This window comes from Salinicola halimionae, assembly GCF_003206065.1.
GTDB classification, from domain to species: Bacteria; Pseudomonadota; Gammaproteobacteria; order Pseudomonadales; family Halomonadaceae; genus Salinicola; species Salinicola halimionae.
The window spans coordinates 64,770-89,399 of record NZ_PZJQ01000004.1 but is presented as its reverse complement, the minus strand read 5'-3'; the positions used below and the strand labels follow the sequence as shown (position 1 = coordinate 89,399).

General features: G+C 60.6%; 18 protein-coding genes. 10 read left to right on the top strand and 8 right to left on the bottom strand.

All coding sequences use genetic code 11. The features are described 5' to 3' along the window. Positions 1 to 4: 4 nt before the first annotated feature. The 6 genes from DOM27_RS06365 to prfB all read right to left on the bottom strand — a co-directional run bounded on the left by DOM27_RS06365 (position 5) and on the right by prfB (position 6,093). Entirely contained in the window at positions 5 to 847 is an 843-nt protein-coding gene (locus DOM27_RS06365; RefSeq protein ID WP_110655237.1) for a hypothetical protein, read from the bottom strand. Beyond that, positions 844 to 1,155 carry a BolA family protein gene (locus DOM27_RS06360; protein ID WP_110655236.1) on the bottom strand — a complete coding sequence of 104 codons (312 nt, stop codon included), beginning with the start codon at positions 1,153 to 1,155 and terminating at the stop codon, positions 844 to 846. The genes DOM27_RS06365 and DOM27_RS06360 overlap by 4 nt, the downstream gene beginning before the upstream one ends. A 97-nt stretch (positions 1,156 to 1,252) precedes the next feature. Next, on the bottom strand, positions 1,253 to 2,641 hold the full coding sequence (locus tag DOM27_RS06355) for an MFS transporter (RefSeq protein ID WP_110655235.1): 1,389 nt from the start codon (positions 2,639 to 2,641) through the stop codon (positions 1,253 to 1,255). Positions 2,642 to 2,684: 43 nt separating this feature from the next. After that, on the bottom strand, positions 2,685 to 3,074 hold the full coding sequence (locus tag DOM27_RS06350) for a hypothetical protein (protein WP_110655234.1): 390 nt from the start codon (positions 3,072 to 3,074) through the stop codon (positions 2,685 to 2,687). Positions 3,075 to 3,393: 319 nt separating this feature from the next. Continuing rightward, positions 3,394 to 4,941, bottom strand: coding sequence for a lysine--tRNA ligase (lysS, locus tag DOM27_RS06345; RefSeq protein ID WP_110655233.1), 1,548 nt, complete (start codon positions 4,939 to 4,941; stop codon positions 3,394 to 3,396). Between the two features lie 53 nt (positions 4,942 to 4,994). Then, a protein-coding gene (gene prfB / locus DOM27_RS06340) for a peptide chain release factor 2 (RefSeq protein WP_110655232.1) occupies positions 4,995 to 6,093 on the bottom strand; the annotation gives its coding sequence in 2 pieces (ribosomal slippage) (positions 4,995 to 6,017 and positions 6,019 to 6,093; 1,098 coding nt in all). Between the two features lie 275 nt (positions 6,094 to 6,368). Here prfB and DOM27_RS06335 point away from each other — a divergent pair. The 10 genes from DOM27_RS06335 (at position 6,369) to DOM27_RS06290 (ending at position 19,434) form a co-directional block, all read left to right on the top strand. Next, entirely contained in the window at positions 6,369 to 7,946 is a 1,578-nt protein-coding gene (locus DOM27_RS06335) for a peptide ABC transporter substrate-binding protein (RefSeq protein ID WP_110655231.1), read from the top strand. A 283-nt stretch (positions 7,947 to 8,229) separates the two neighbouring features. Further along, a complete protein-coding gene (locus DOM27_RS06330; protein ID WP_075560799.1) occupies positions 8,230 to 9,828 on the top strand; it encodes a peptide ABC transporter substrate-binding protein in 1,599 nt (532 codons plus the stop codon). A 30-nt stretch (positions 9,829 to 9,858) separates the two neighbouring features. Next, positions 9,859 to 10,782: a C40 family peptidase gene (locus DOM27_RS06325; protein ID WP_110655230.1), complete on the top strand. Its 924-nt coding sequence runs from the start codon at positions 9,859 to 9,861 to the stop codon at positions 10,780 to 10,782. A gap of 151 nt (positions 10,783 to 10,933) precedes the next feature. Beyond that, entirely contained in the window at positions 10,934 to 12,538 is a 1,605-nt protein-coding gene (locus DOM27_RS06320; protein ID WP_110655229.1) for a peptide ABC transporter substrate-binding protein, read from the top strand. Between the two features lie 97 nt (positions 12,539 to 12,635). Beyond that, on the top strand, positions 12,636 to 14,219 hold the full coding sequence (locus DOM27_RS06315) for a peptide ABC transporter substrate-binding protein (protein ID WP_110656357.1): 1,584 nt from the start codon (positions 12,636 to 12,638) through the stop codon (positions 14,217 to 14,219). Between the two features lie 43 nt (positions 14,220 to 14,262). Beyond that, positions 14,263 to 15,189: an oligopeptide ABC transporter permease OppB gene (oppB, locus tag DOM27_RS06310; protein ID WP_110655228.1), complete on the top strand. Its 927-nt coding sequence runs from the start codon at positions 14,263 to 14,265 to the stop codon at positions 15,187 to 15,189. A 43-nt stretch (positions 15,190 to 15,232) separates the two neighbouring features. After that, positions 15,233 to 16,192 carry an ABC transporter permease gene (locus DOM27_RS06305; protein ID WP_110655227.1) on the top strand — a complete coding sequence of 320 codons (960 nt, stop codon included), beginning with the start codon at positions 15,233 to 15,235 and terminating at the stop codon, positions 16,190 to 16,192. A gap of 10 nt (positions 16,193 to 16,202) precedes the next feature. Further along, the gene (locus DOM27_RS06300; protein WP_110655226.1) at positions 16,203 to 17,804 is read left to right on the top strand and encodes an ABC transporter ATP-binding protein; all 1,602 of its coding nucleotides are present in this window, start codon (positions 16,203 to 16,205) and stop codon (positions 17,802 to 17,804) included. A gap of 116 nt (positions 17,805 to 17,920) precedes the next feature. Next, entirely contained in the window at positions 17,921 to 18,226 is a 306-nt protein-coding gene (locus DOM27_RS06295; protein WP_157956725.1) for an EF-hand domain-containing protein, read from the top strand. An 89-nt stretch (positions 18,227 to 18,315) separates the two neighbouring features. Then, a complete protein-coding gene (locus DOM27_RS06290) occupies positions 18,316 to 19,434 on the top strand; it encodes a porin (RefSeq protein ID WP_110655224.1) in 1,119 nt (372 codons plus the stop codon). Between the two features lie 232 nt (positions 19,435 to 19,666). On the opposite strand, the gene DOM27_RS06285 is transcribed toward DOM27_RS06290, so the two are convergent. Together DOM27_RS06285 and DOM27_RS06280 are read right to left on the bottom strand one after the other, a co-directional pair. Beyond that, complete coding sequence (locus DOM27_RS06285; protein WP_110655223.1) at positions 19,667 to 22,870, bottom strand: hypothetical protein; 3,204 nt, start codon at positions 22,868 to 22,870, stop codon at positions 19,667 to 19,669. A 313-nt stretch (positions 22,871 to 23,183) separates the two neighbouring features. Further along, positions 23,184 to 24,431, bottom strand: a complete 1,248-nt coding sequence (locus tag DOM27_RS06280; RefSeq protein ID WP_110655222.1) for an OmpP1/FadL family transporter — start codon at positions 24,429 to 24,431, stop codon at positions 23,184 to 23,186. Positions 24,432 to 24,630 lie beyond the last annotated feature (199 nt).

The following is a 24,630-nucleotide window of genomic DNA, read 5'->3' as shown; positions in this document are numbered from 1 at the left end:
CCAGTCATTCCTGCTGACTAGCGCCCTGCTGCCAGGCGTGTGCCAACGACTGCAGCCGTGTCCAGCATTCCCGCTTGGCGTCGGCGGAGGCCAGTAGATCGTCGGGATGGGGAAGCGAGTGACAGGCCCAATCGGCGTTGTCCTCGGCCTCGCTCAACAACGGCGCCCAACTGTCATCGCCAACGACGATGGCGCCATCGATCGTCAGGCCATGGCGCTGCGCCTGCCCGGCGCAGAACACCTGAATGCCCTCGCGCGCCTCGGCGGAGGGATCACTCGCCGGCAAACTCATCAGCGGCCATGAGAGGCTGGACAGCGCGGACCAGTTGGCCGGAACACCGATACTTTTCAGCATCTGCCCTAGTAGCGTCTGACCGGCTTCCGACAGCGGCCGGCCACCGGGTAGCATCAGCCACCAGCGGTCGCCGATCACCGAGAGCGACAAAGTGAAGCGAAGCGGATCGGCGAGCGCCGGCCGTTCGACAGGCTCTTCGGCACGATCCACTGGCGCAGGGGTCGACGGAGATACCGGGCGAGACGTGGGCACCGAGGGAGCAATATTCGCCGACGATACGCCTTCGAGCAGCGCTCTAGCCCGTGCCGGTGGCGTCGAGGCTTCTACTGGATCTGACGGAACATCGACCACGGGCTGGTGACGCTCGACCGGCGCTGACGGTGATTCCAGCAACGCCTGCAGGCGTTGTCCCGGCGCCGGCTTTGCCGGGGCGGCCGCTACTTCCCATTCGCCCTGTTCGGTAGGCCTGGCATTGACGAATCGATACCGCGAAGTCCAGGCGGCAATGCCCATCGCTTCGAGGTACTGGAGACGTTGAGGGTCGCCGATCACTGGCCGCCCCCACCGCGGCAGTTGGGCGAATCCGGGCGAGCTTGGCCCCGCGCCGACCACTGTTGCGGCGTGTAGAGGTGCAACGCCAGCGCATGAACGGGACCGGCGAGCTCGTCGGCCAGCAAGCTGTAGATCAACTGATGGCGCTTGACCGGCATCAGACCTTCGAACTGCTCGGAGACCAGCGTCACCTTGAAGTGAGTTTCCGAGTCCGGTGGCACATGATGCATGTGACTCTCGTTCTCGACCGTCACTTTGACCGGCTCGAGCGTCTCGAGCTTTTCTTCGATACGTGCCTGAACACTCATGACAGCTCCTCCTTTGCCAACCGAATCATTGTAACGTCTCAGCCGCCCGCGGGGCGACGGCTCGACAACATGGAGTAGAGCCCCCGCGATAGCGCCATCAGCGCCGAAGGCCTTTGGCAGCCATCGGCGTACGATAGAGACTCAACGCCAGCGCAATCGTCACCGAGGCGCATCCCAACCATAGCGCCAGCGTCAGTGAACCGAACGAAAGCCCGAGAATCAGTCCCACCAGTGCCGTCCCCAACGACTGGCCGAAGGTGCGCACCGAGGCCAGCACGCCGGACGCATTGGCGCTCAGCTCCACCGATACGCTACCGATCATCTCGCGATTGTTGGGTGCCTGGAACAGCCCGTAACCGACGCCGCAAAGCGCGGTTCGCCAGATCACGTCGAGGTAGCTCGAGTCGGCATTCAAGCCAGTCAGCGCCAGCATGCCTAGCAGAAACAGACCCAGCCCGGTCGAGCTGATCAGTGCCGGGTTGCCCTTGTCCGCCAGCCGACCGGCCAGCGGTCCGATGATCATGATCACCAGCGGCCAGGGCGTGAACAGTACCGCCGACATGATCGGCGACACGCCCATCACGGTCTGGTAAAGGAACGGCAGACCGACGAAGGCCACGCCCTGAGCCAGGAAAGCAAACATCGATACGATCGCCGCGAACGAGAAGCGCGGCTCGGCGAACAGCGCCAAAGGCACCAGTGGTCTGGCAACGTGTCGTTGGCGATAGATGAACCCGACCAGGCAGATCACGCTGAGTGCCAATGTCATCGACGCGAGCGTGCCACCATTGCCATGACCAAGCTGATCCAGGGCAAAGACGCTGCCGCTGAGCATGACGATCGACATCAGTGCGCCCCAGACGTCGATTTTCCCGGGAATGGGCTTTTCTCGTGGCAGCGCACGCACCCCCAGAAACAGCGCCAGCAGACCGATCGGCACATTGATGGCGAATAGCCATGGCCAGCTCGCCACGTGCAGGATCAAGCCACCCAGCGACGGCCCCGCGGCGATGCCGAAGGCTACCGTCAGCGCACTGAGCCCGATGGCCGATCCCAGCAGACGCGTGGGAAAAATGATGCGATAGAGCGATGGTCCGATGCTCAGCATCGCCGCAGCACCGATCGCCTGCAGACCTCGCATCGCCAGCAGGAATTCGAACGAGCGTGCCAGCGCGCAGCCCAGCGAGGCCACCGTAAAGAATATCAATCCGCCAATATAGAGCCGATGACGACCAATGCGCCGACTCACCGCGGCAAAGGTCAGCAGTAATGCCGCGGTGACCAGTTGGTAGACGTTGGCGATCCAGATGGACTCGGAGCCGCTGATCGATAATTCCTGCGCCAGCGTGGGCAGCGCGATGTTGACGATGCCGTTGTCCAGCACCGCCATCTGGGTACCGGTGATCATCGCCAGCAGCGCCAGTTTGCGCTCATGCCCGGGCAAACCATCGTCGCCCGGGCGTTCCTCGAACAGACGCTTCAGCATAGCTTCGGGAAGCGGCGAGTACCGCTCTCAGAGGACACCCGAGTCATCGGTCTTCGTCAGTCTCCATCAACAGTTCGTCGTCGACTTCGGAAGTTTCCAGTTCGGCCTCGTCGTCGAGATCGACGGCCAGATAGCTGTGCTCGAGCGTCAGAAACTCCTCGAACAGCGCCCAGTTGAGGCTCTCCGGCCATTGGCGTTCGTCCTCCTCCCAAGCCCGCAGCTCGGTATCGAGAATGTCGCTATAGCGCTCCTCGACATAGGCGAGCAGGGCTTCCGGCGTATCCATCTCGGGAATCAGATAAACCGTATTTTCGCCGGCGATGTCCTCGAGCGTCAGATCGTCTTCACCGACGGTCGGCTCCAACGAGTTGACCCAGTCGACGAACGCCTGGGTCGGCTTGACGCTCAGCGCGGAACGGTTGAGCAGCTTCATCGGTGTCACCTCTTTTTGGGAACCGCTCGGAGTCGGCGGAAATCGAACCGCAGCCATTATGGGCGCTAGCCGCGCCCCTGACCAACAACGTCTGACGAAAACCGTTCACAGAATGCCAATGGGTCGCCCTTAAGTGAATGAGGACGAGACAATCTGCGAGCTCGAAACTACTTTCAACGCCGAGGAAGGCGGCAAGCTAGCGCAGGGCTGAATTCCATGAATCAGGCGCGCGACGGGAGATCGGCGCAGTGGACGTGGTTGTCCATGAGCAAGATGTCCCGTCGCGCAACGAAGTACTGCCGACGCGCAGCCCCTTCGATCACTCAGGGCGCATCGCCGGGAACAACAACACATCTCTAATCGAAGGGCTATCGGTCAGCAGCATCACCAAACGGTCGATGCCGATGCCTTCACCGGCGGTCGGCGGCATGCCGTACTCCAACGCGCGAACGTAGTCGGCATCGTAGTACATCGCCTCCAGATCACCGGCGTCCTTCTCTTCGACCTGGGCCGCAAAGCGCTCGGCCTGATCTTCGGCGTCGTTGAGCTCGGAAAAGCCGTTGGCGATTTCACGCCCGCCAACGAAGAACTCGAAGCGGTCGGTGACATGCGGGTTGGTATCGTTACGCCGCGCCAGCGGACTGACCTCGGCCGGGTACTCGGTAATGAAGGTCGGCTGATCGAGCTTGTGCTCGGCGACTTCCTCGAATATCTCGGTTTGCAGCTTGCCCAGACCCCAGCTCGGCTTGATCTGAATGCCGAGACGCTGACAGGTTGCCGTCGCCCCATCGATCGTATCGATCTCCGCCTCGCCGATATCCTGCTCGGCACCGTATTCGAGAATCGACTGACGCAGGGTCAGGCGGCGAAACGACTGTCCAAGCTCGTAGTCAGTGCCCTGGTAGGTGACGGTGGTCGTACCCAACACCTGCTCGGCCGCATCCCGAACCATCGCCTCGGTCAGATCGAGCAGATCGCGATAATCGGCGTAGGCCCAGTAGAACTCGAGCATGGTGAATTCGGGATTATGGCGCGTCGACAAGCCTTCGTTGCGGAAGTTGCGGTTGATCTCGAACACTCGCTCGAACCCGCCAACGACCAGACGCTTGAGGTAGAGTTCAGGCGCAATACGCAGATACATGTCGATATCCAGCGCATTGTGATGGGTCGTGAACGGGCGCGCCGTGGCACCGCCGGGAATCGGCTGCAGCATCGGCGTTTCGACTTCCATGAAACCGCGCTCGACCATGAAGCGTCGGATCGCGGCGATGACGCCGGAACGCACTTCGAACACGCGCCGCGACTGCGGATTCATGATCAGGTCGACGTAGCGCTGACGATAGCGAGCTTCGAGATCGGTCAGGCCGTGGAACTTGTCCGGCAGCGGACGCAAGCTCTTGGTCAGAAGCTTGGCCTCGACCAGCATGACATAGAGATCGCCCTTGCCGGATTTGTGGACCGGGCCGCGACCGGCGACGATATCGCCGATATCCCAACTCTGGATATCTTCCAGCAGCTCGGCGGGCAGCCCCTTCTTGTCGACGTAGAACTGGATCTGTCCGGAGACGTCCTGAATCACCACGAACGGGCCGCGCTTGCGCATGATGCGCCCGGCCACCGCCGCATGGCGATCGAGTGACTCGAGCTCGGGCTTGTCCTTGTCGCCCAGCTCCGCCTGGAGATCCGCCGCCAGACTATCGCGCCGAAAGTCGTTGGGAAACGCACTACCGCCCTGCTCGGCGGCCTGCTCACGGCGCGCCGCCAACTTGGCACGGCGCTCCGAAATCAGCCGGTTCTCTTCCTGAGCCGCCGCCTGCGCGTCAGGTTGTGCACCGGAGGGAGATTGCGGATTGTCTTGGTTCGCCATGTCATCGCCTGTCGAAAATTCTAGAGTTGGGTAAGCCGTAAGCCGAACGCTTTTTAGAGGCCTTGTTTAAGGCTCGCCTCTATGAACTGATCCAGATCCCCATCGAGCACCTTGTCGCAGTTGCTGCTCTGCACGCCGGTCCGCAGATCCTTGATGCGCTGATCGTCGAGTACATAGGAGCGAATCTGACTGCCCCAGCCGATATCGGCCTTGCTGTCCTCGGCCTGCTGCTTGGCCTCGTTGCGTTTCTGCATCTCGTGCTCCCACAGCCTCGCCTTCAACTGCTTCATGGCGAAGTCGCGGTTGGCGTGCTGGCTGCGCTGACTCTGACACGCCACCACGATACCCGTCGGCTCGTGGGTGATACGCACCGCGGAGTCGGTGGTATTGACGTGCTGACCGCCGGCGCCGCTCGAGCGATAGGTATCCGTGCGCAGATCTGCCGGATTGATCTCGACCTCGAACTTGTCGTCCACCTCGGGGGAGAGAAACACGGAGGCAAATGAGGTGTGGCGGCGACCGCCCGAGTCGAACGGGCTCTTGCGCACCAGACGATGAACGCCGGTTTCCGTTCTGAGCCAGCCGAAGGCGTACTCGCCCTGAACGTGGATGGTGGCAGACTTGATCCCGGCCACTTCGCCCGCCGACACTTCAGTCAATTCGGCCTTGAAACCGTGATGCTCGGCCCAGCGCAGATACATGCGCAACAGCATGTTGGCCCAGTCCTGGGCCTCGGTACCGCCGGAGCCGGCCTGAATATCGAGATAGGCGTTGTTCTCGTCCATCTCGCCGGAAAACATGCGCCGAAATTCCAGCTTGTCGAGCTGACCTTCGAGGTACGACAGCTCCTTGCGGACCTCGTCGATCGTCGCATCGTCCTCTTCCATCACCGCCAGCTCGAGCAACTCGCGATTGTCAATCAGGCCGCTATCGAGGGTATCGATGGTCTCGACCACGGCTTCCAGCGATGCCCGCTCCTTACCCAGCTTCTGGGCATAGTCGGGATCGCTCCACACATCCGGGTTTTCCAGCTCGCGGGAGACTTCTTCTAGCCGATCTTTCTTCTCGGCATAGTCAAAGATACCCCCTCAGGACATCTGTCCGTTCGGACAGGTCCTTGATGAGGTTGTTGATCGGGTTGATCTCTTGCATGGGACTCCTGCCAACGTCGCCGCAGGCGTGACGAACGATCCCGTTGCACGGAAACGATCGACTCGCCGAAAAAAGGAGGCCTATTGTAGCCAAACCCCGCCATAGCGTCATCCCGCACGGTGCGGGCGATCTCGAGGCGCCCTCTCAAAGCGCTATTCCAGAGTGCCATCTCAAAGCACTGTGCAGTGGAGCACGATGCGCTAAGGTAAAAAAATCACCAGTTGCCCATTCACGATCGCTCGACCATCGACCATCATTCAAGGGATGACGTACTCATGCTACCGACCCGACTTGCGGCCGCCATCGGCTTCGCTGCCAGCCTGACCGCCTTGCCTCTTCAGGCCGCGACGCTCCAGGTGGGCATCTCCGGCGATCCCGCGTCGCTGAGCCCGGCCAGGATCACTGGCGGCGTGTGGGAAGAAGACGTTCTGCGGGACATCTTCGAAGGCCCGATCGCCATCGATGCCGCCGGCCAGATCATCCCCGGTGCCGCCGAGAGCTGGGAGATCTCCGACGATGGCAAGACCTACACCTTTCATCTGCGAGACGGCCTCGAATGGTCCGACGGAGAGCCCCTGACCGCCGATGACTTCGTTTACGCCTATCGCCATCAGGTCGACCCCGAAACCGCGTCCAACTATGCCCATCGCCTCTACCCGGTAGTCAACGCGCAGGCGATCAACGCCGGCGACAAACCGCTCGACTCGCTCGGCGTGGAATCTCTGGACGACGGCAAGACGCTCAAGATCACGCTGAATTCACCGACCGTCTATTTTCTGAAAACGCTGGTGCTACCGTTCGCCTATCCGATTCCCAAACATCTCGTGGACGAATTCGGTGACGACTGGAGCGATCCATCCCACATCGCGGTCAACGGCGCGTTCAAACCGGTAAAATGGGTGTCCAACACCGAACTGGATACGGTCAAGAACGATCGTTTCCACGACGCCGACAACGTCGGCCTCGACGGTGTCGACTACTATCCGCTGGAAGACAAGAACTCGGGCATTCAGCGCTTCCGCGCCGGGGAGCTGGATATCCTGCGCGACTACCCGGCGGCGCAGTATCCACGCTTGTCGGAAAACCTGCCTGACGCCACTCATCTGTTCCCGTCGCTAGGCACTTACTACTATGTTTTCAACCTGCGCGACGGTTCGCCGGTCGCCGACAAGCGCGTGCGTGAAGCGCTGAGCCTGGCGATTCGGCGCGACGTGATCGCCAAGCAGCTGCTGAAAGGCGGTGTCGAGCCGGCGACAACCCTGGTGCCGCCGGGCACCAGCGATTACGACGCGCAGTCTCAGCCGGGGCTCGACGACGAGATGGACAGCCGTCTGGCCAAGGCCAAATCGCTGATGCAGAAGGCCGGCTACGGTCCGGACAAGCCACTCGACCTGACGCTGCGGTTCAACAGCGGCGACGAGCATCGCCAGATCGCGGTGGCCGTAGCGGCGATGTGGAAACCACTTGGCGTCAATGTGGAACTGCGCAATACCGAAGCCAACGTCCACTATGCCGATCTGATGGAAGGTGATTTTCAGGTCGCTCGAGCCGCCTGGATCTCCAGCTACGATGACCCTCAGAATTTTCTCCAGTTGCTGTCGGCGGAAACCAACAACTATGGCGGCTACGAGGACGCCGACTACAACCGGCTGGTCGGCCAGTCGGACGCCGAACAGGATCCGGCCCAGCGTGCGAAGCTCATGGAGCAGGCCGAAGCACTGGCACTCGCCGACTATCCGCTGACGCCGATCTATACTTACAGCTCGCGCAACCTGGTCAATCCCGAGATCGAAGGCTGGAACGACAACGCGCTGGATATGCATGCCTCACGTTGGGTGCATTTGCCAGAGTAAGGGCACATGCGTCGGCACTAATTCGACTAACGTCTATCCCTGACGAAAAGCACCGCGAAGGCGGCGTCACCGCCGCCTTCGCGACACTCTATGCGCGAAATGAAACGAACCATCGAGCATTTGTATTAGACGCTTCATGCGGTTCGCGCGAAGGTACCGCATCGACCCTCGCGGGCACGTCGTCCGCCAATCCGGAGCGCATTCGAAACGAATGCCTACCGAGCGTCTCACAACGAAGGTTTCACCACTCAAGTTCCACAACAACAAGTCGGAGTTCTCACAGATGTCGAAACTGCAACTTCCCCGCACCCTGTTTCCCCTGAGCGCCCTGGCGCTGGCCACCTCCCTGATGGCCTCGCCGGCGCTGGCCGAAACGCTCAACATCGGCGTCCAGGGCGAGCTTGCCTCGTTCGACACCTCACAGGTCTCCGGTGGCGTGTGGGAATCCCAGGTGTTGATGGACGTCTACGAAGGCCTGCTGAAGGAGTCTCCCGACGGCGAGCTGCTGCCAGGCATGGCAACCAAGTGGGAAGTCTCCGACGACGGCAAGACCTATACTTTTCATATGCGTGACGACGCCGAGTGGTCAGACGGCAAGCCGGTGACCGCCGAGGACTTCGTGTTCGGCTGGCAGCATCTGCTGGCGCCGGAAAACGCCTCCAAGTACGCCTACATGCTCTATCCGGTCGTCAACGCCGAGGCGGTCAATACGGGTGACAAACCGCTCGATGCGCTGGGCGTCGAGTCACTGGACGACGGCAAGACGTTCAAGGTTCACTTGGACCACCCCACGCCTTACTTCCTGCAGCTGCTGATCCACTACACCACCTATCCCGCGCCGAAACACCTGGTCGACAAGTACGGCAAGGATTGGGTCAAATTCGACCACATCGCCACCAACGGGGCGTTCAAGCCGGTGGACTGGGTGTCGCAGTCGAAGATCAGCGTCGAGAAAAGCCCGACCTATTATGACGCCAAAGACGTCTCCCTGGACGGCGTCAACTATTTCACGGTGGAAGACCGCAATTCCGGCATCTCTCGCTTTCGTGCCGGCGAGCTGGATGTACTGACGGACTATCCTTCCAGCCGTTATCAGTGGTTGACCGACAATCTGCCCGATGCCACCCACATGAGTCCGTATCTCGGCTCCTATTACTACGTGCTCAACAATCGCGACGGCAGCCCCACCGCCGACAAGCGCGTGCGCGAGGCGCTCAACCTGGCGGTTCGTCGCGAGGTGCTCTCCAAGCAGATCATGGCCGGCAGCTTCAAGGCTTCGACCGCCATGGTGCCGCCAGGCGTCAGCCACTACGACACCCAGCACATGGATCTCGGCAGCGACGACATGGACGATCGCATGGCCCGCGCCAAGAAACTGCTGAAGGAAGCCGGCTACGGTCCCGATCATCCGCTCGACCTGCGTTTGCGCTACAACACCAGTGACGAGCACAAGAAGATCGCCATCGCCGTGGCTGCCATGTGGAAACCGCTGGGCGTCAACGTGCAGATGATCAATTCCGAAGCCACCGTTCACTACCAGACCATTCAGCAGGGCGACTTCGATGTGGCGCGTGCCGGCTGGATCGCCGACTACAACGATGCCGAGAATTTCCTCACCCTGCTGCATACCGGTGTCGGCAACAACTACGGCGCCTATTCCAATCCCGAGTACGACAAGCTGATGGATCAGGCGGCGCAGACCCAGGATCTCGATGAGCGCGAGAACGTGCTGGAGAAGGCGGAGAACGTGGCACTCGACGATTATGCGTTCATTCCCATGCTGACCTACGTCACCCGCAATCTGGTGAGCCCGAAACTCGAAGGCTGGGAAGACAACGTCAAAGACAACCATCCGTCGCGCTGGGTCCACTTCTCGGAGTAATGGCTTGAACTGTCGACCCGGAACCTTGGCATGAGCTGCGTCGCCGTCGCCGTCGCCGGAATGTGGGCCTCCCCCGAAGCGCCGCGGGCGATCGATGCCCCGGCGCTGGCCAATCCAGTTCTGCTCGAGCGCTGGTTGGCGGCACTGGATGACGACACGCGCCTCGCCCTGTGCCAGGAAAAGCGGCTCGCCACCCAAGTGCTGCTGGACACGCCGGTCGAGATCCTCGAGCGAACGGTCGATAGCCAGGGCCTCGAATGGTGCCGCGTGGTGGTGCCGAGCCAGGCCTCCTCGCTCGACGACCGCGGCTATCCCGGTTGGCTGCCGGCGCGACAATTACACGATGACCCCGGCTGCCGGCCTGATCACGTCGACAGCGCTTGCGTCATTGCGCCAATCACCTGGTTGAGAGGTTTGCCGTCGGGCGAGTCGCTGAAGTTGAGCTTTCTGACGCGGCTGCGCCTGGCCACGTCTCCCGACGGTAAAGACCCCTCCCGCGTCTGGGTGGAGACGTCGCTCGGCCGCGGCTGGTTGCCACGCGACAGCGTCCATCTGCCGGGCGAGGGTTTCCCGGCGACTGCCGCGACGCTGGAGACGCTGGGGCGGCGCTTCGACGGCCTGCGCTATCTGTGGGCCGGCAACTCGAGCTTCGGCTACGACTGCTCGGGACTGGTTCACAGCCTGTTCGCCGCCGTGGGTATCGCATTGCCACGCGATGCTCACGATCAGGTCAAGGCGGGTCAGCCGGTCGAGCCAGGCGAGCGATGTGCGGGCGATCTGCTGTTTTTCGAGAAGCCCAACGACGAAGGCCGGCTGGTGGTCGATCACGTCGCGCTCTATCTCGGCGAGGACCGCATGCTGCATTCGCCGACCAACAACGCGCGGATCGAATGTCGTCGCCTCGGCGGCAGCGATTATGCAAGACAGTTGTGCGCCGTGCGCCGCTATTTTTGACGGGCGCTGTCTTAGACGGGCGATGTCTGACGAGAAAATCGGCGGCAGACGCAGGGTAGCGCTAGTATCGAGTCGGGAGCGGTTTTCCCAGTACGACCATCGACGACAACAAATCGGCGACAACAATCGACGACAACGGACGAACTCGATCATGCCCGAATTCCATTACCGCGCCGTACGCCGGCGCCGCCTGTGGCTACCCCTGCTGCTGGGGACGCTCGCATTTGCCAACACCGCCCTGGCCGCAACCCTGGAGATCGGCATCCAGGGCGAGCCGGCCTCGCTGGATACCGCGCGGATCGGCGGCACCACCTGGGAAAACGACGTCCTGGGAGATCTCTTCGAGGGCCTGGTCACGTTGGACCCGGGCGGTGACTACATTCCCGGCGCGGCCAGCAGTTGGGACGTCAGTGACGACGGCACCGTTTATACCTTCAAGCTCCGCGACGATGCCAACTGGTCGGACGGTAAACCCGTGGTCACCAAGGACTTCGTGCTCGCTTTCCAGCGCCTGTTCGATCCGGCCAATGGCGCGGTCTACGCCAGCCTGTTCTACCCGATTCGCGGCGCCGAAGCGCACACCAAGGGTGAAAAAGACGCCCCGGCTCTCGGCGTCGAAGCCGTCGACGCCAAGACGCTGAAGATCACGCTCGATCAACCGACGCCCTACTTCCCGACGCTGCTGGCACATATCGCCGCGTCTCCGGTGCCTTCCCATCTGGTCGAGCAATTCGGCAACGACTGGACCCAGATGGATCATATCGCCACCAATGGCGCCTTTACCCCGACCAGCTGGGTTTCCCACGATCACATCGCCGCGCGCAAGAACCCCGAGTTCCATGCCGCCGGCGACGTCGCTCTCGACGGCGTCGACTACTATCCGGTCGAGGATCGCAGCGCCGGCCTCCAGCGCTTCCGCGCCGGCGGTCTGGATATCGTCCGCGACTTCTCGCCGGATCGATACCAGTGGTTGCAACAAAACCTGTCCGACGCCGTTCATCTCGCGCCGCAGCTGGCCAACTACTACTTCGCGCTCAACCAGCGCGATGGCCACCCGACTGCCGACAAGCGCGTGCGCGAAGCGCTCAACCTGGCCATCCGCCGCGATGTCATCGCCAATCAGATCATGGGTGGCGTCGTTTCCCCCGCCAGCGGTTTCGTACCCGACGGCGTCAGCCATTTCGAGGCCCAGACCATGCCTGGCCTGGATCAGTCGATGGACGACCGGGTCGCCAAGGCCAAGGGCCTGCTCGAGGACGCCGGCTACGACGCCGACCATCCGCTGGAACTGACCCTGCGCTACTCCACCACCGAGGCCAACAAGCGCATCGCCGTGGCGCTGGCCGCGATGTGGCAGCCGCTGGGCGTCGAGACGCAGCTGATCAACGCCGAAGGCGCGGTCCACTACGCCGAGCTTGCCGCCGGCAACTTCGATGTCGGCCGCGGCAGCTGGGTCGCCGATTTCGACGATGCCAGCAACTTCCTCGGCATTCTGCAGAGCGATTCGCCCAAGAACTACGGCGGCTACCAAAGCGATGCCTTCGATCAGTTGATGGATCAGGCCAGCCGCGAAACCGACATGGATGCGCGTCAACGACTGCTCGAGCAGGCCGAGCGCCAGGCGCTCTCCGACTATGCGGTGGCGCCGATCTACGTCGACGTCTCGCGCAATCTGGTCAATCCGAAGCTAGCCGGGTGGAAAGACAACGCGCTCAATCGACACCTGTCGCGCTGGTTCTCGCTCGAGGCCGATTGACGACATAACAACTCGAATCACCAGTCCGTCGAATCGCACAATGGCTGCGATCGGCGGCCGGGGGACGCATTACACGATGACTTCGAAACACCACAAGATGATTTCACCTCGAACATTGGCCGCGCTGGGAAGCCTCACGCTGGGCGCTTTGGCCGGCCCAGCACAGGCCTTTTCGGTCGATATCGCCAACGGCGCCGAGCCGGGCTCCCTCGATCCGCAGAAGACCAACGGCGTCTGGGAAACCCGTATCACCCGGGCGCTGTTCGAACGGCTGGTCAGCTACGCCGCCGATGGCAGCCTCGAGCCTGGCCTTGCCGAAAGCTGGGAGATCAGCGACGACGGCAAGACCTACACTTTCCATCTCCGCGATGCCGAATGGTCGGATGGCGAGCCGATCACCGCGGACGACGCCGTGTTCGCGCTGCGCCGTGTGCTGGAACCGACGATCGCCAACCAGAACGCCAATCTCTATTACCCCATCGTCAACGCCCGAGCGATCAACACCGGCGAGAAGGACGGCAGCGCGCTCGGCGTCGAGGCCGTCGACACCCATACGCTGCGTATTCACCTCACCCAGCCTACCGCCTGGTTCCTGCAGGCGCTGGCGATGACCGAAGCGTCACCGCTGCCCGAGCACGTGTTGGCCAAGGCCGGCGATGGCTGGGTCGAACCGGGCAACACCGTCTCCAGCGGCGCCTTTACGCTGAGCCAGTGGCAGCCGCAGTCGCAGATCGTGGTGACCAGTAATTCGCGCTACTACGACGCCGACGAGGTCGCCGTCGACAAGGTCGTGTTCTATCCGATCGACGACGCCAACGCCGCACTGAATCGCTTCCGTACCGGGGAGATGGACATCGCCTATTCGAGCGTGCCCGCCTCGCGTTTCGACTGGGCTCGGGAGAACCTGGGCGAGGCGCTTCGGGTCGGGCCGCTGACCGCCGAATATTTCTACATGTTCAACCTCCACGACGGCCAGCCGCTGGCAGATAAACGCGTCCGCGAAGCCCTCAACCTAGCCGTCCGCCGCGACGTCATCACCGACCAGATTCTGGGTCAGGGCCAGACACCCTCGTTCTGGTACGTGCCGCGCAACACCGCCAACACCCCCCAGGGCGAGTTCGATTTCGCCAACCTGTCGATGGACGAGCGAATGAAACGCGCCACGGCGTTGATGCGGGAAGCGGGCTACAGCCCCGCTCACCCGCTTCATCTACGCCTCAACTACAACACGCTCGAGGATCACAAGAAGATCGCGGTGGCCGTGGCCGCGATGTGGAAGCCGCTGGGCGTGGAGGTGGAACTGATCAACGCCGAAGCCGCGGTGCACTACGCCACGATTCGAGAAGGCAACTTCGAAGTCGCGCGCTACGGGATGGTGGCGACCATCAACGATCCGTTCGATTTTCTCAATGCCTACGCCGACAACGGCTCGGCCAGCCAGAGCAGCGGCTATCACGATGCGGAGTACGACGCGCTGGTCGCCGCCAGCACAGCGGAGCTCGATCCGCAGAAACGCCGCCAGTTGATGACCCGTGCCCAGCAGCGACTGCTGGACGACTACGCACTGCTGCCACTCTACGACTACGTCTCCGTTCATCTGGTCTCCCCTCGAATTCAGGGCTGGGAGAGCAATCCGATGGACGTTCACCCGCTGCGCTATCTCCAGGAGAGCGAGCAATGATTCTCTCGAAGACGCCGCCACGTTCAGGCTCAGGTGATTCCGCATGCTGATCTACACCCTCAAGCGCCTGCTGCAGGCGATTCCCACTCTGCTGATCGTGATCACGATCTCGTTCTTCCTGATGCGGGTGGCGCCGGGCGGCCCGTTCGACGGCGAGCGCCAGCTGCCGCCGGAGATCGAAGCCAACCTGATGGCGGCGTATCACCTCGACGAGCCGCTGCCGATGCAGTATCTGCGCTACATGGGCAACCTGCTGCAGGGCGATTTCGGGCCGTCGTTCAAGTACAAGGATTTCTCGGTCACCGAGCTGATCATGCAGGGGTTCCCGGTCAGTCTGGAAATCGGGGGGCTGGCGATTCTACTCGCGCTGCTTGTCGGGCTGCCGCTGGGCATTGCGGCGGCGATCAAGCGCAACTCGACCGTGGATTACGTGGTCATGGGGACGGCATTGACCGGTATCGCAGTGCCCAACTTCGTGCTCGCCCCGATCTTCGCGCTGGTATTCGGCGTTTTGTTGGGCTGGCTGCCTGCCGGTGGCTGGAACGGCGGCGCCCTGCCCAACCTGGTGCTGCCGGTAGTGGCGCTGTCGATTCAGCAGATCGCCTATATCGCCCGGATGATGCGGGCCAGCATGATCGAGGTGCTGGGCAGCCACTTCATCCGCACCGCCCGCGCCAAGGGGCTCAATGAAGGCGAAGTGATCTGGCGTCACGCCATCCGCCCCGCTCTGTTGCCAGTGATGTCCTATCTCGGGCCGGCCATCGCCGGGATCATCACGGGTTCCGTCGTGATCGAACAGATCTTCGGTATCCCCGGTATCGGCCGCTACTTCGTTCAGGGGGCACTCAACCGTGACTACACCCTGGTGATGGGCACCGTGGTCTTCTACGGCGTGCTGATCGTGTTGATGAACCTGATCGTCGACCTGCTTTACTCGGCGCTCGACCCGCAAATCCGCTACGACGACTAATTCATGACAAAAACCAATCCGCAACAACGTCGGGAGGCCGCTAATGACGACTGAATCCACGCCCTACAGCGGCGAACAAACCCACGGTGCGCCGTTACCTGCCGGCGGGCCCAATCCGCCCAAGGCCCCTGACCCGGCGATCGAAGGTGCGCCGGCGGGCGAAAGCCTGGCCAAGGATGCCTGGCGGCGGCTCTCTCAAAACCGGGCTGCCATGCTCAGTCTCGGTCTGCTGATCGCCATCATCGTGGTGTGTATCGTCGGCCCGTGGCTGCTGCCATGGGGACTCGCCGAGGTCGACTGGAATGCTTTCGGCACGGGCCCCACGCTGGAAAACGCCCATTATCTGGGCACCGATGCCAACGGTCGCGATCTGCTCACTCGCGTGCTCTACGGCGGACGCGTCTCGCTATCGGTGGCGCTGGTCGCGTCGTTCGTCAGTCTGGTGATCGGCGTGCTATATGGCGCGATCTCGGGCTATCTGGGCGGCCGCGTCGACAACTACATGATGCGCTTCGTCGACATCATGTATTCGCTGCCGTTCATGTTCCTGGTGATCCTGTTGATGGTTGTGTTCGGACGCAACATCTTCCTGATCTACGCCGCCATCGGAGCCGTGGAGTGGCTCGACATGGCACGTATCGTGCGCGGCCAGACGCTGGCACTGAAACGGCGCGAGTTCATCGAGGCCGCCCATGCGCTGGGCGTGCGCGACACCAAGATCGTCACCCGCCATCTGATTCCCAACGCCATCGGCCCGGTGATCATCTACGTCACCCTGACCGTGCCCAAGGTGATCCTGCTCGAGAGCTTCCTGTCGTTCCTGGGCCTCGGCGTGCAGGAACCGCTGACCAGCTGGGGCGTACTGATCTCCGAAGGCGTCGACATGATGGAGAGTGCGCCGTGGATGCTGCTGGTACCGTCGATCTTCCTCGCGCTCACGCTTTTCTGTCTCAACTTCCTGGGCGATGGGCTGCGAGATGCCCTCGACCCCCGCACGCGCTGAGGAAAACTCGATGACTCAATCTCTGCTCGAAATCGACAAGCTCAGCGTCACTTTCCAGCTGCCCAATGGCCCGGTGACGGCGGTCAAGGACGTGAGCTTCTCCATCGCCGAAGGCGAGACGCTGGCCCTGGTCGGCGAATCCGGCTCCGGCAAGTCGGTGACCTCGACCGCCGCCATGCGCCTGCTACCGGAGCTCGCCGAGACCACCGGTGCGATCCGCTTCAACGGCGAGAACCTGCTGGAGGTCACGCCCAAGCGCATGCGCCGGGTTCGCGGCAACGACATCTCGATGATCTTCCAGGAGCCGATGACCTCGCTCAACCCGCTGCATCGCATCGGCCGCCAGATCGGCGAAGTGCTGATCCGGCACAAGCAGCTCAAGGGCAAGGCCAACCGTCAGCGCGTGCTCGAGCTGTTGAACCAGGTCGGCATTCCCGAGCCGGAACGACGCATCGACAGCTACCCCTACGAGCTTTCCGGCGGTCAGCGCCAACGCGTGATGATCGCCATGGCCCTGGCCGGCGAGCCCAAGCTGTTGATCGCCGACGAGCCGACCACGGCGCTGGACGTCACCGTGCAGGCGCAGATTCTCGAGCTGCTCAAGTCGCTGCAGGCAAAATACGGCATGGCGATTCTGTTCATCACCCATGACTTGAGCATCGTTCGGCACTTCGCCGATCACGTCGCGGTGATGCGCTACGGCGAAGTGGTCGAAAGCGGACGTACGCTCGATGTCTTCGACAACCCTCAGCACGACTATACCCGCATGCTGCTGGACGCGATTCCGCGCGGACGCAAGGAGCCCGCGCCGGCGGATTCGCCGGTACTGCTGAGCGGGCAAGACGTCAAGGTGCGCTTCGCGCTCAAGAAGCGTCTGTTCGGCAAGAACGAGTACTTCGAGGCCGTGCGGGGTATCGACCTGTCGATTCGCCGCGGGCAGACGTTGGGCATCGTCGGCGAGTCCGGCTCCGGCAAGTCCACGCTCGGCCGCGCCCTGCTGCGGCTACTGAAATCCGAAGGTGAAATCCGCTTCGAAGAGGCCGACATCTCCGGGCTCGACAAATCCGGGATGCGCCCGCTGCGCTCGCGCCTGCAGGTGGTGTTCCAGGATCCGTTCGGCTCGCTCTCTCCGCGCATGACGGTGGGCGACATCATCAGCGAAGGCTTGAAGGTTCACCATCCCGAGCTGAACCGCCGTCAACGTGAGGCCGAGGTCATCGCGGCACTCGAGGAAGTCGCGCTGGATCCGTCGATGCGCAATCGCTATCCGCACGAATTCTCCGGCGGCCAGCGCCAGCGCATCGCCATCGCCCGCGCGCTGATTCTCAAACCCGAGCTGCTGCTGCTCGACGAGCCAACCTCGGCGCTGGATCGTTCGGTGCAGGTGCGCGTCATCGATCTGCTGCGGGATCTGCAGAAGAAGCACGGCCTGACCTATCTGTTCATCAGCCACGATCTGTCGGTCGTTCGCGCGCTCTCCGACGACGTGCTGGTGATGAAGGAAGGTCGCGTCATCGAACAGGGCTCGACAGAGATGATCTTCAGTCAGCCCAAAGAGGCCTATACCCAGGCGCTGCTCAAGGCGGCGTTTCTCGAAAGCGAAGCGGCCTAGCGCCCACCACGATCCAATAACAACAGATTTGGCCGCAGGCGCNNGCGCCTGCGGCCAAAAAGCGGGGGATAGCCCCAAAACCCACTCCTGCAAGGGAGCTCAAGATGTTCTTGAACATGAAGTCCATAACAACAGGACTCTTCACCACCGCCGCCGTCGTGGTATTGGCAGGTTGCCAGAACTACACCCCGGCGGGTGACGGCGCTGGCAGTTTCGAGCGTGGAAAGCTGGAAATGAGTGTATCGCCAGCGGTCGTCGAGCAATTCAACACGCTCGACAGCAACGGTGATGGCGTCATCGACGTCAGCGAAGCACGCTCGGATTCCGATCTCATGGGCGCCTTCGGTACCGCCGATGTCGACAGTGACCGCCAGCTTTCGCTCGAAGAGTTCGTGGATAGCCAAGCCGTCAATAACAACTGATCGCCTACGCGACCATTGTCATCGAAGCAGTGACCGCACTCTCGAAAACGAGTGAACACTTTTTATAAAAACAGCTAGTAAGAGTCATCATGATGAATAAAACTTTTGTGGCGACCCTCATCGCTACCGGGACGCTTTTGGCCAGTCAATCCGCATTGGCCGTGACGCTTTACGAGACGACGCAGGACAAACTGACCTTCAGCGGCCGTATTGCCGCGGGAAGCAGCTTCGTCGACAACGTGCACGACGATCACGATCCCAAGAATGCGGGGTCACGCGTCCGTCTGATTCACGAGCACAACTTCGAGGGCGGCTGGTCATCGATCGCTCGCGCGGAGTGGGGGTTCGATCCATTCTTCGAGGACGGCACCGACAACCACTACAAGCGTTTGCTCTATGCTGGCGCCAGTCACGACGACTACGGCACCATTCTGGTCGGCAAGCAGTATTCGTTGTGGTACGACATGGTCGCCTACTGGACGGACTGGTTCTGGTACAACGGGGCAACGGCGCAGGGCTCATTCAACGGCGCTTCCAGTGATGGCGGATTTGACGGTAACGGCCGGCCCGACAATGCCATTTCCTACAAGAACAGCTGGGGGGATTGGACACTCGGCGTGCTCTATCAGACCTCCAGAGACGACGTCCCCAGCTCCGTCGGCTATAGCGGCAATCTCACCGGCCTGGACCGGAAATATACAGCCCAAGGCGCGGCGGTCTACCAGCCGACGGAAGAGTGGTCGTTCGGCTTTACCTATACCCATAGTGATATCGACGGCGAACTCAGCAATGGCGACAAGACCGACGAGAATGTCGATTCCGGGCTGCTGGCCGCGCGGTGGACGCCGGGCAACTGGTACTTCGCCCTGACCGCCGGGGAGTATCACAACCTGGTTCGTGACGGTGACTTCAGCGGGGTCGAAAGCGGCGACGGAATCGTCGATGAGGCACGGGGCTACGAAGGCGTCGCGCTCTACAACGTCAAGGGCCAGGTTCCCGGCACGGTGCAGCTCTACACGGGGCTCAACCGGCTCGAGGATCGAGACTCCGACGCACGTAACGCGTTCTATCTCGCTGGCGCGGCGTGGCTTTTGTTCGACGACAATCTGATTCTCGCGGTCGAACAGAAGTTCGACGACTCGCGGAACATCGACGATAGCGACTACGGTAACGACGAGACCGACCTGCTGGTGCGCTACAACTTCTGATCTCGTTTCAGGGTGGTACCCCGGCCATCGCCGGGGTACCCCTGCCTTCGAAGGCGATATGAATGCGTCGCAAGCGAGCATTCGCTTGGACGCCGTTCCTTGACGATCGATTGCCGCTGCCTGTGCAGCGGCTTTTTTATAGGTTGCAAGAAAGGCTCTGGCCGGTAGGACTACAGTCGGACCTTGTCATTTTGATGCTCCAGCAAGGTGACTGATTCCCTCGCCGGTCTATTCAGGCGATATCGAGAAACTCCTTGAGATCGTCGAGATCGTTGTAATCGTCGGTACTCCCGAACACTTCATCGATCTGCGCCGCGAGGCGCTTGTTCAGCACCCCATCGTCGTGGGTGATGTCGTAGAGTTCCTCGAGATAGCCGGTGAATTTATCGAACTCACCGTCGATCTTGCTGTTGGCATTCGGCGTGAGCACATACCAGGTGCCCGACTTCTTGAAATAGACCTGGCCATCGTCGAACACGCGGATCGAGGCCACATCGACCTTGTCCATATCCTCCTTGAAGTCTCCGAAGCTGCCCGGACTGCCACTGTCCCCAAAGATATCAACCGTATCCGGATTCTCGTCCCAAGCGGCGGGGTCGTCCGCCTCGATGTAATTGCCGATGGCATCGACGTCGTTGTAACGGTCGGTCTGAGCGAATACGCTCTCCATCTCGTCGATACGTTGCTGACTTTTTTCCCCGTCCGGATGGGCGAGACCGTAAAGCCCCTTGAGGTAGTCGATGATCTCGGTTCGAGTGTCCTTGTCGGAATGGCTGTCCCCGGCCTTCGGATCGATGATCTGCTTGACGCCATCTTTCACGAAGACGACGCGGCCATCGTCTGCCAACTCGATGGAGCCGATATCGACACGGTCGATATCTTCTCTAAAATCGCTGAAGGTGCCCGCACCGCCACTATCTCCATAACGTGGCAAACCAGATTCATCTGCAGGGTCCAGTATTTCCGTATCCGTGTCGCCCCAGGGACGCCAATCATCGGTTTTGTAGTAGCTGTCCTTGCCATTCTGTCGCGTGGTACCGCCATCCAGATGCTTTTCCCAAAGATTTTTCTCATCAGGGTCGCCATCTTCATGCAGATGGGGCGCCAAACGCGGCAACGAACTGCCATTCTCGCCTTCGGTGTTTTGGAAGTGCTCCCACTCGTCGGCCTGATATTCGAAGATCGACTGATCGTCCGGCGAGTCGCGACCGCCATACATATAGGATTCGTACCGGGCAAACTCGAGCTTGTCGCCCCAGTCGTCCTCGGTCACGCCGTACTCGGAGAGATCCTTGAAGAACTCGCCCTGGGAATCGGTCAACTTCTGCAGCTTCTTATGGTTGATCGCCTCGGCAATCAGCGTCCCGGCGATACCAAAAATGGTGCCGACGACACCCAGCACCGGTCCAGCCACGCGAGCCCCCATGAACACACCGCTCATCACGCGGGTGCCGATCCCACCGATGTTGGCGGCCAGATTGCTCCCGCTGGGCGCGAACATCGAAACCGTATTGGCGATCGCCATGCCGGTACCCGAGGCGCCGAGACCAATCTGAAGGCCGGCCCCGGCCCTTTCCAAGGCGTTGTCGGCATCCTTCAACTTCTTGACGCCACTGACGAGATCCATGACGCCACCGGTGATATCCAAGCCCGCGCCCCCCATGAAGCGAAGGAACGAACGCCCGGCATTCTTGGCGATATCTCCACCGGAGGTTCGAGACCCCGTGTCGATCATCTGGTTGCCCAGGTTTTCCGCCAGCTTTTCGAAGTTCTTGCGCCCGTTCTCGTCAAGATCGTCCAGCGGAATACCTTGATTGCCCAGGTTCTCGGAGGCCTTGTTGACTCGGGTACTGATTGCCTCGGAGAACAGGTCGGCCTTGACGTCGGCCCCCGTTCTCCAGATATCCGGGAAGTTGTCGCCCAAAAGCCCCAGCCATGAGGTCGCCTGCGCTCGTGGGATGCCACCCTCGACGCCGGGAACATCGACCTTGCCCGATAGCGTTTCGATGAGGTTCGAACCGAACCGGGCGAAATCGTTGCCGAAACTCAGTGCCCCGACCAGATCCCTGACGGCCGCAACCCGCTCGTCGGTGGACATGTCGTCCCAGCCGCCATTGGATATCTGCATGCCGCCGCTGATCAGGCTCATCGTGCCACTCATCGCGCCCAACGTGCCGGTGGAACTCGCCGAGTCGAGCAGCTTCTTGAAGGCCCCTCTTTCCGCCTCGGGCAGCGATTTCAGGTTGTCGTTGATGACCGACTGGAACAGTTTGTTCTTCTCGTTTTGGGTGATCCCAGGACGATTGGTGATCTCGGTTGCCAACTGCAGTGCCTTGGCCAGCTTCTTGTGACCCTCCGGCGACAGGCTGGGCAATGACTGCTTGAAGGACTCCAGATCCTTGTTCAGTGTCTGATAGGCGTTATAAGACTTGTCGGACTTGTCGAGGCTCTGAAGCGTGCTGTTGACCCCGGCCTGCACGATATCGATCGTGTCCCGCAGGCCAGTGCTGACGTTTTCGGCATCCACCGAATCGGGGTTCTCCATATAGGAGTCCAACTGGTGCGTCATCATGTTCTGATCGAAAGTCTGCTTCCGATCCTTGTAGCTATCCGGCTCCAGCGCCTGTAGCGCTTCGAAGTAGTTGTCGACCTCATCCTGGAGCTTGTCTGACAGCTCTTCATCGTCCGTTGCCTCCGCCTTTTCCTTCATGGCGATGACGTAGTCTTCGAAGCCCAGATTGGGATCCTTCCCGTCGGGCTCGAATAGCGCCTTGTCCACCTTGTCGGCGATATCCGCTTTCGTCTCTTTGGGTATGCTCTCGATTGCCCCTTGCAGGGCATCGTCGTAACGCTTGCTGATACCTTCCTTCTGCATCAGATCGGAAATCTGTTTGGCCAACTCATCTTCATCGATGATCGCCTTGGCATCGTCGCCGGTAAGATGAGTCGGGTCCGTCTGCGTCTGACGATAGGTCGAGCCGCCGGACTCCATCAGTTCAACGTAGCCGTAGAGATCGTAGCCATTCTCGGTGGCGCCCTGGGCATCGATCAGGTCAACCAGTTTCGCTTCATCCGAATCCTCATCGAGCTTCCCGCTCTCGACGTCATCACGGATACCGTTGATGAAGTCCGCTGCCGCTTTCTCGCCTACGGTAGTGTCATCACCGACCTTGACCTCCATAAGACCATCTTCGGAAAAGTCGGGAACATCGTATTTCTCTCGGATGTCGTCGGGACTGAGATCGGTTTCCTCAGACACGTCATCGGTGGCGTCGCCCGTTCCATCAGCCTCGTCGACTTCAATGCCTTCCTGGCTTTCCGACTTTCCTGCCGCAGCGGCTTTCACCAGAGTGGCAAGCCATTCGGCGACGCCAGCATTGGAATCCGCCTTTTCCAGCGACTTTACATCCTGGTCTGAGTTCACGGGCAATGCCATCGATAGCCTCCTGAGCCATGGAACTGACGAATCGGAAAGACAAGAGAGCCAAGATCGCCCTCAAAGTCGATTGAGTATCTCACCTCCTCATTCTTCAGGGAGCGCTGCCGAGTGACTTATTATTTTATTATGTAGTGATTTTGAAACAGCTACCGGCATTTGTGCATCTTCGTCGCGGTTCGCCACTTATTGATTCCTGTCGACCCATCACGCGCCAATGAACCGAGCATTAATTCACAAGCTGATTCTGAAAGTTTCATGGACGAAAAACCCCGGCCTGAGCCGGGGTCGATTGACTGCTATGGGCAGGAAATCAGAAACGATAGGTCGCCTGCAGGCCAAACAGGCTAAGCGAGTTGTCATAATCGGCGCTGTAAGTGGTGCCGGGGAATTGTCCGCTGGTCTGATCGACCTCAGCATCGGACTCCTGAATGTAGGTGTAGGCTACGTCGAACGTTAAATCGGGAGTTGGCGTCCAGCCGGCACCCAGTGAAAATAGCGTGCGATCGGCCGAGGGCACGCGGACCGTACGCGTGCTGTCGCTGATCGGCGATTCGTCATAGGCTATCCCCGTGCGCAGCAGCCATTGAGGATTGACACGATACGAGAGCCCCAAGGCGTATTGCCATGAATCTTTATAATCCTGCTTCTCGGTAATGGGGCTGATATCGTTTTCTACATTCAATTCATCGAAGCGGCTCCAGCGGATATAGGTTGCCGCCGCCATGACGGTCCAACGGTCGTTGAATTCATGTGTAATTGAAAAATCGATAGTTTCCGGCAACGTGATGTCCAACGAAGCATCGCTGGTCACGTCTCCCGGCGCGACAACATTAGTGAACGTCACATCCCCATCCAGAGAGTAATCAACTTTCGAACGGTACGTCAGACCCAGTGTGGTGGACTCTACCGGTCGGTAGATCAGACCCACGTTGTAACCCCAGGCTTCGTCGTCACCATCGACATTGATCGTACCATCCCCAGGGGCCGTCGGGGCCTTGCTCTCGAGTTCGCCCTTGATGGTGTTGTAGGTGAGACCTACGCCAACGGAAAATTTATCGTTGAAACGATAGGAGAGTGTTGGCTGCGCAGTGATGACTTCGACTTCACTATAATTACCGAAGTAGCGTCCCTTGAAATCATCGTTGTAATCGGTGATCAATCCGAAAGGGGCATAAACACCGAGACCAAAACTCCAACGGTCATTGATCGGCTGCACGTAATAGCCGAAAGGAATGGCCTTGTGGGGAATCATGTCACCATCAGTGCTGCCACCTGAGGGTGCGCCCAATGTGGTGGCATTGTCGTCACTGATGTCGCTGCTGGCGTCAATGTAATGCACACCACCAGTCAACTGCGCCCTGTCCAAAAAAGACATTCCCGCCGGGTTGCCGAAAACGACAGTGGCATCCTGAACATTGGAAGCCCGTCCCGCCCACGAATTACCCTGACCGCTGACGCTTTGCTCCTGCAACTGAAACGCCCCCGCCATGGCTTGTCCCGATGCTGCAACCCCCGCTAAGGCAATAGCCAACGACAGGCGATGATAACGAGTAATCATGATTAGTTCCCCTGGTCCCAGGAAGCCGCCGCGGCGTCTTGCACGTCGTTAATGCGGTCGGTGATTCCGTTATTCTCTAAGCCATTCCCCGACATGAGAAGACTCGACTTTTCGATATCCGTTTTGACGGAATGGCGGTTTAGCGTCAATGCGCAAACGATCGTTTTAATCGCTTTTTAGAGATTTCTTTAGTCGTAAG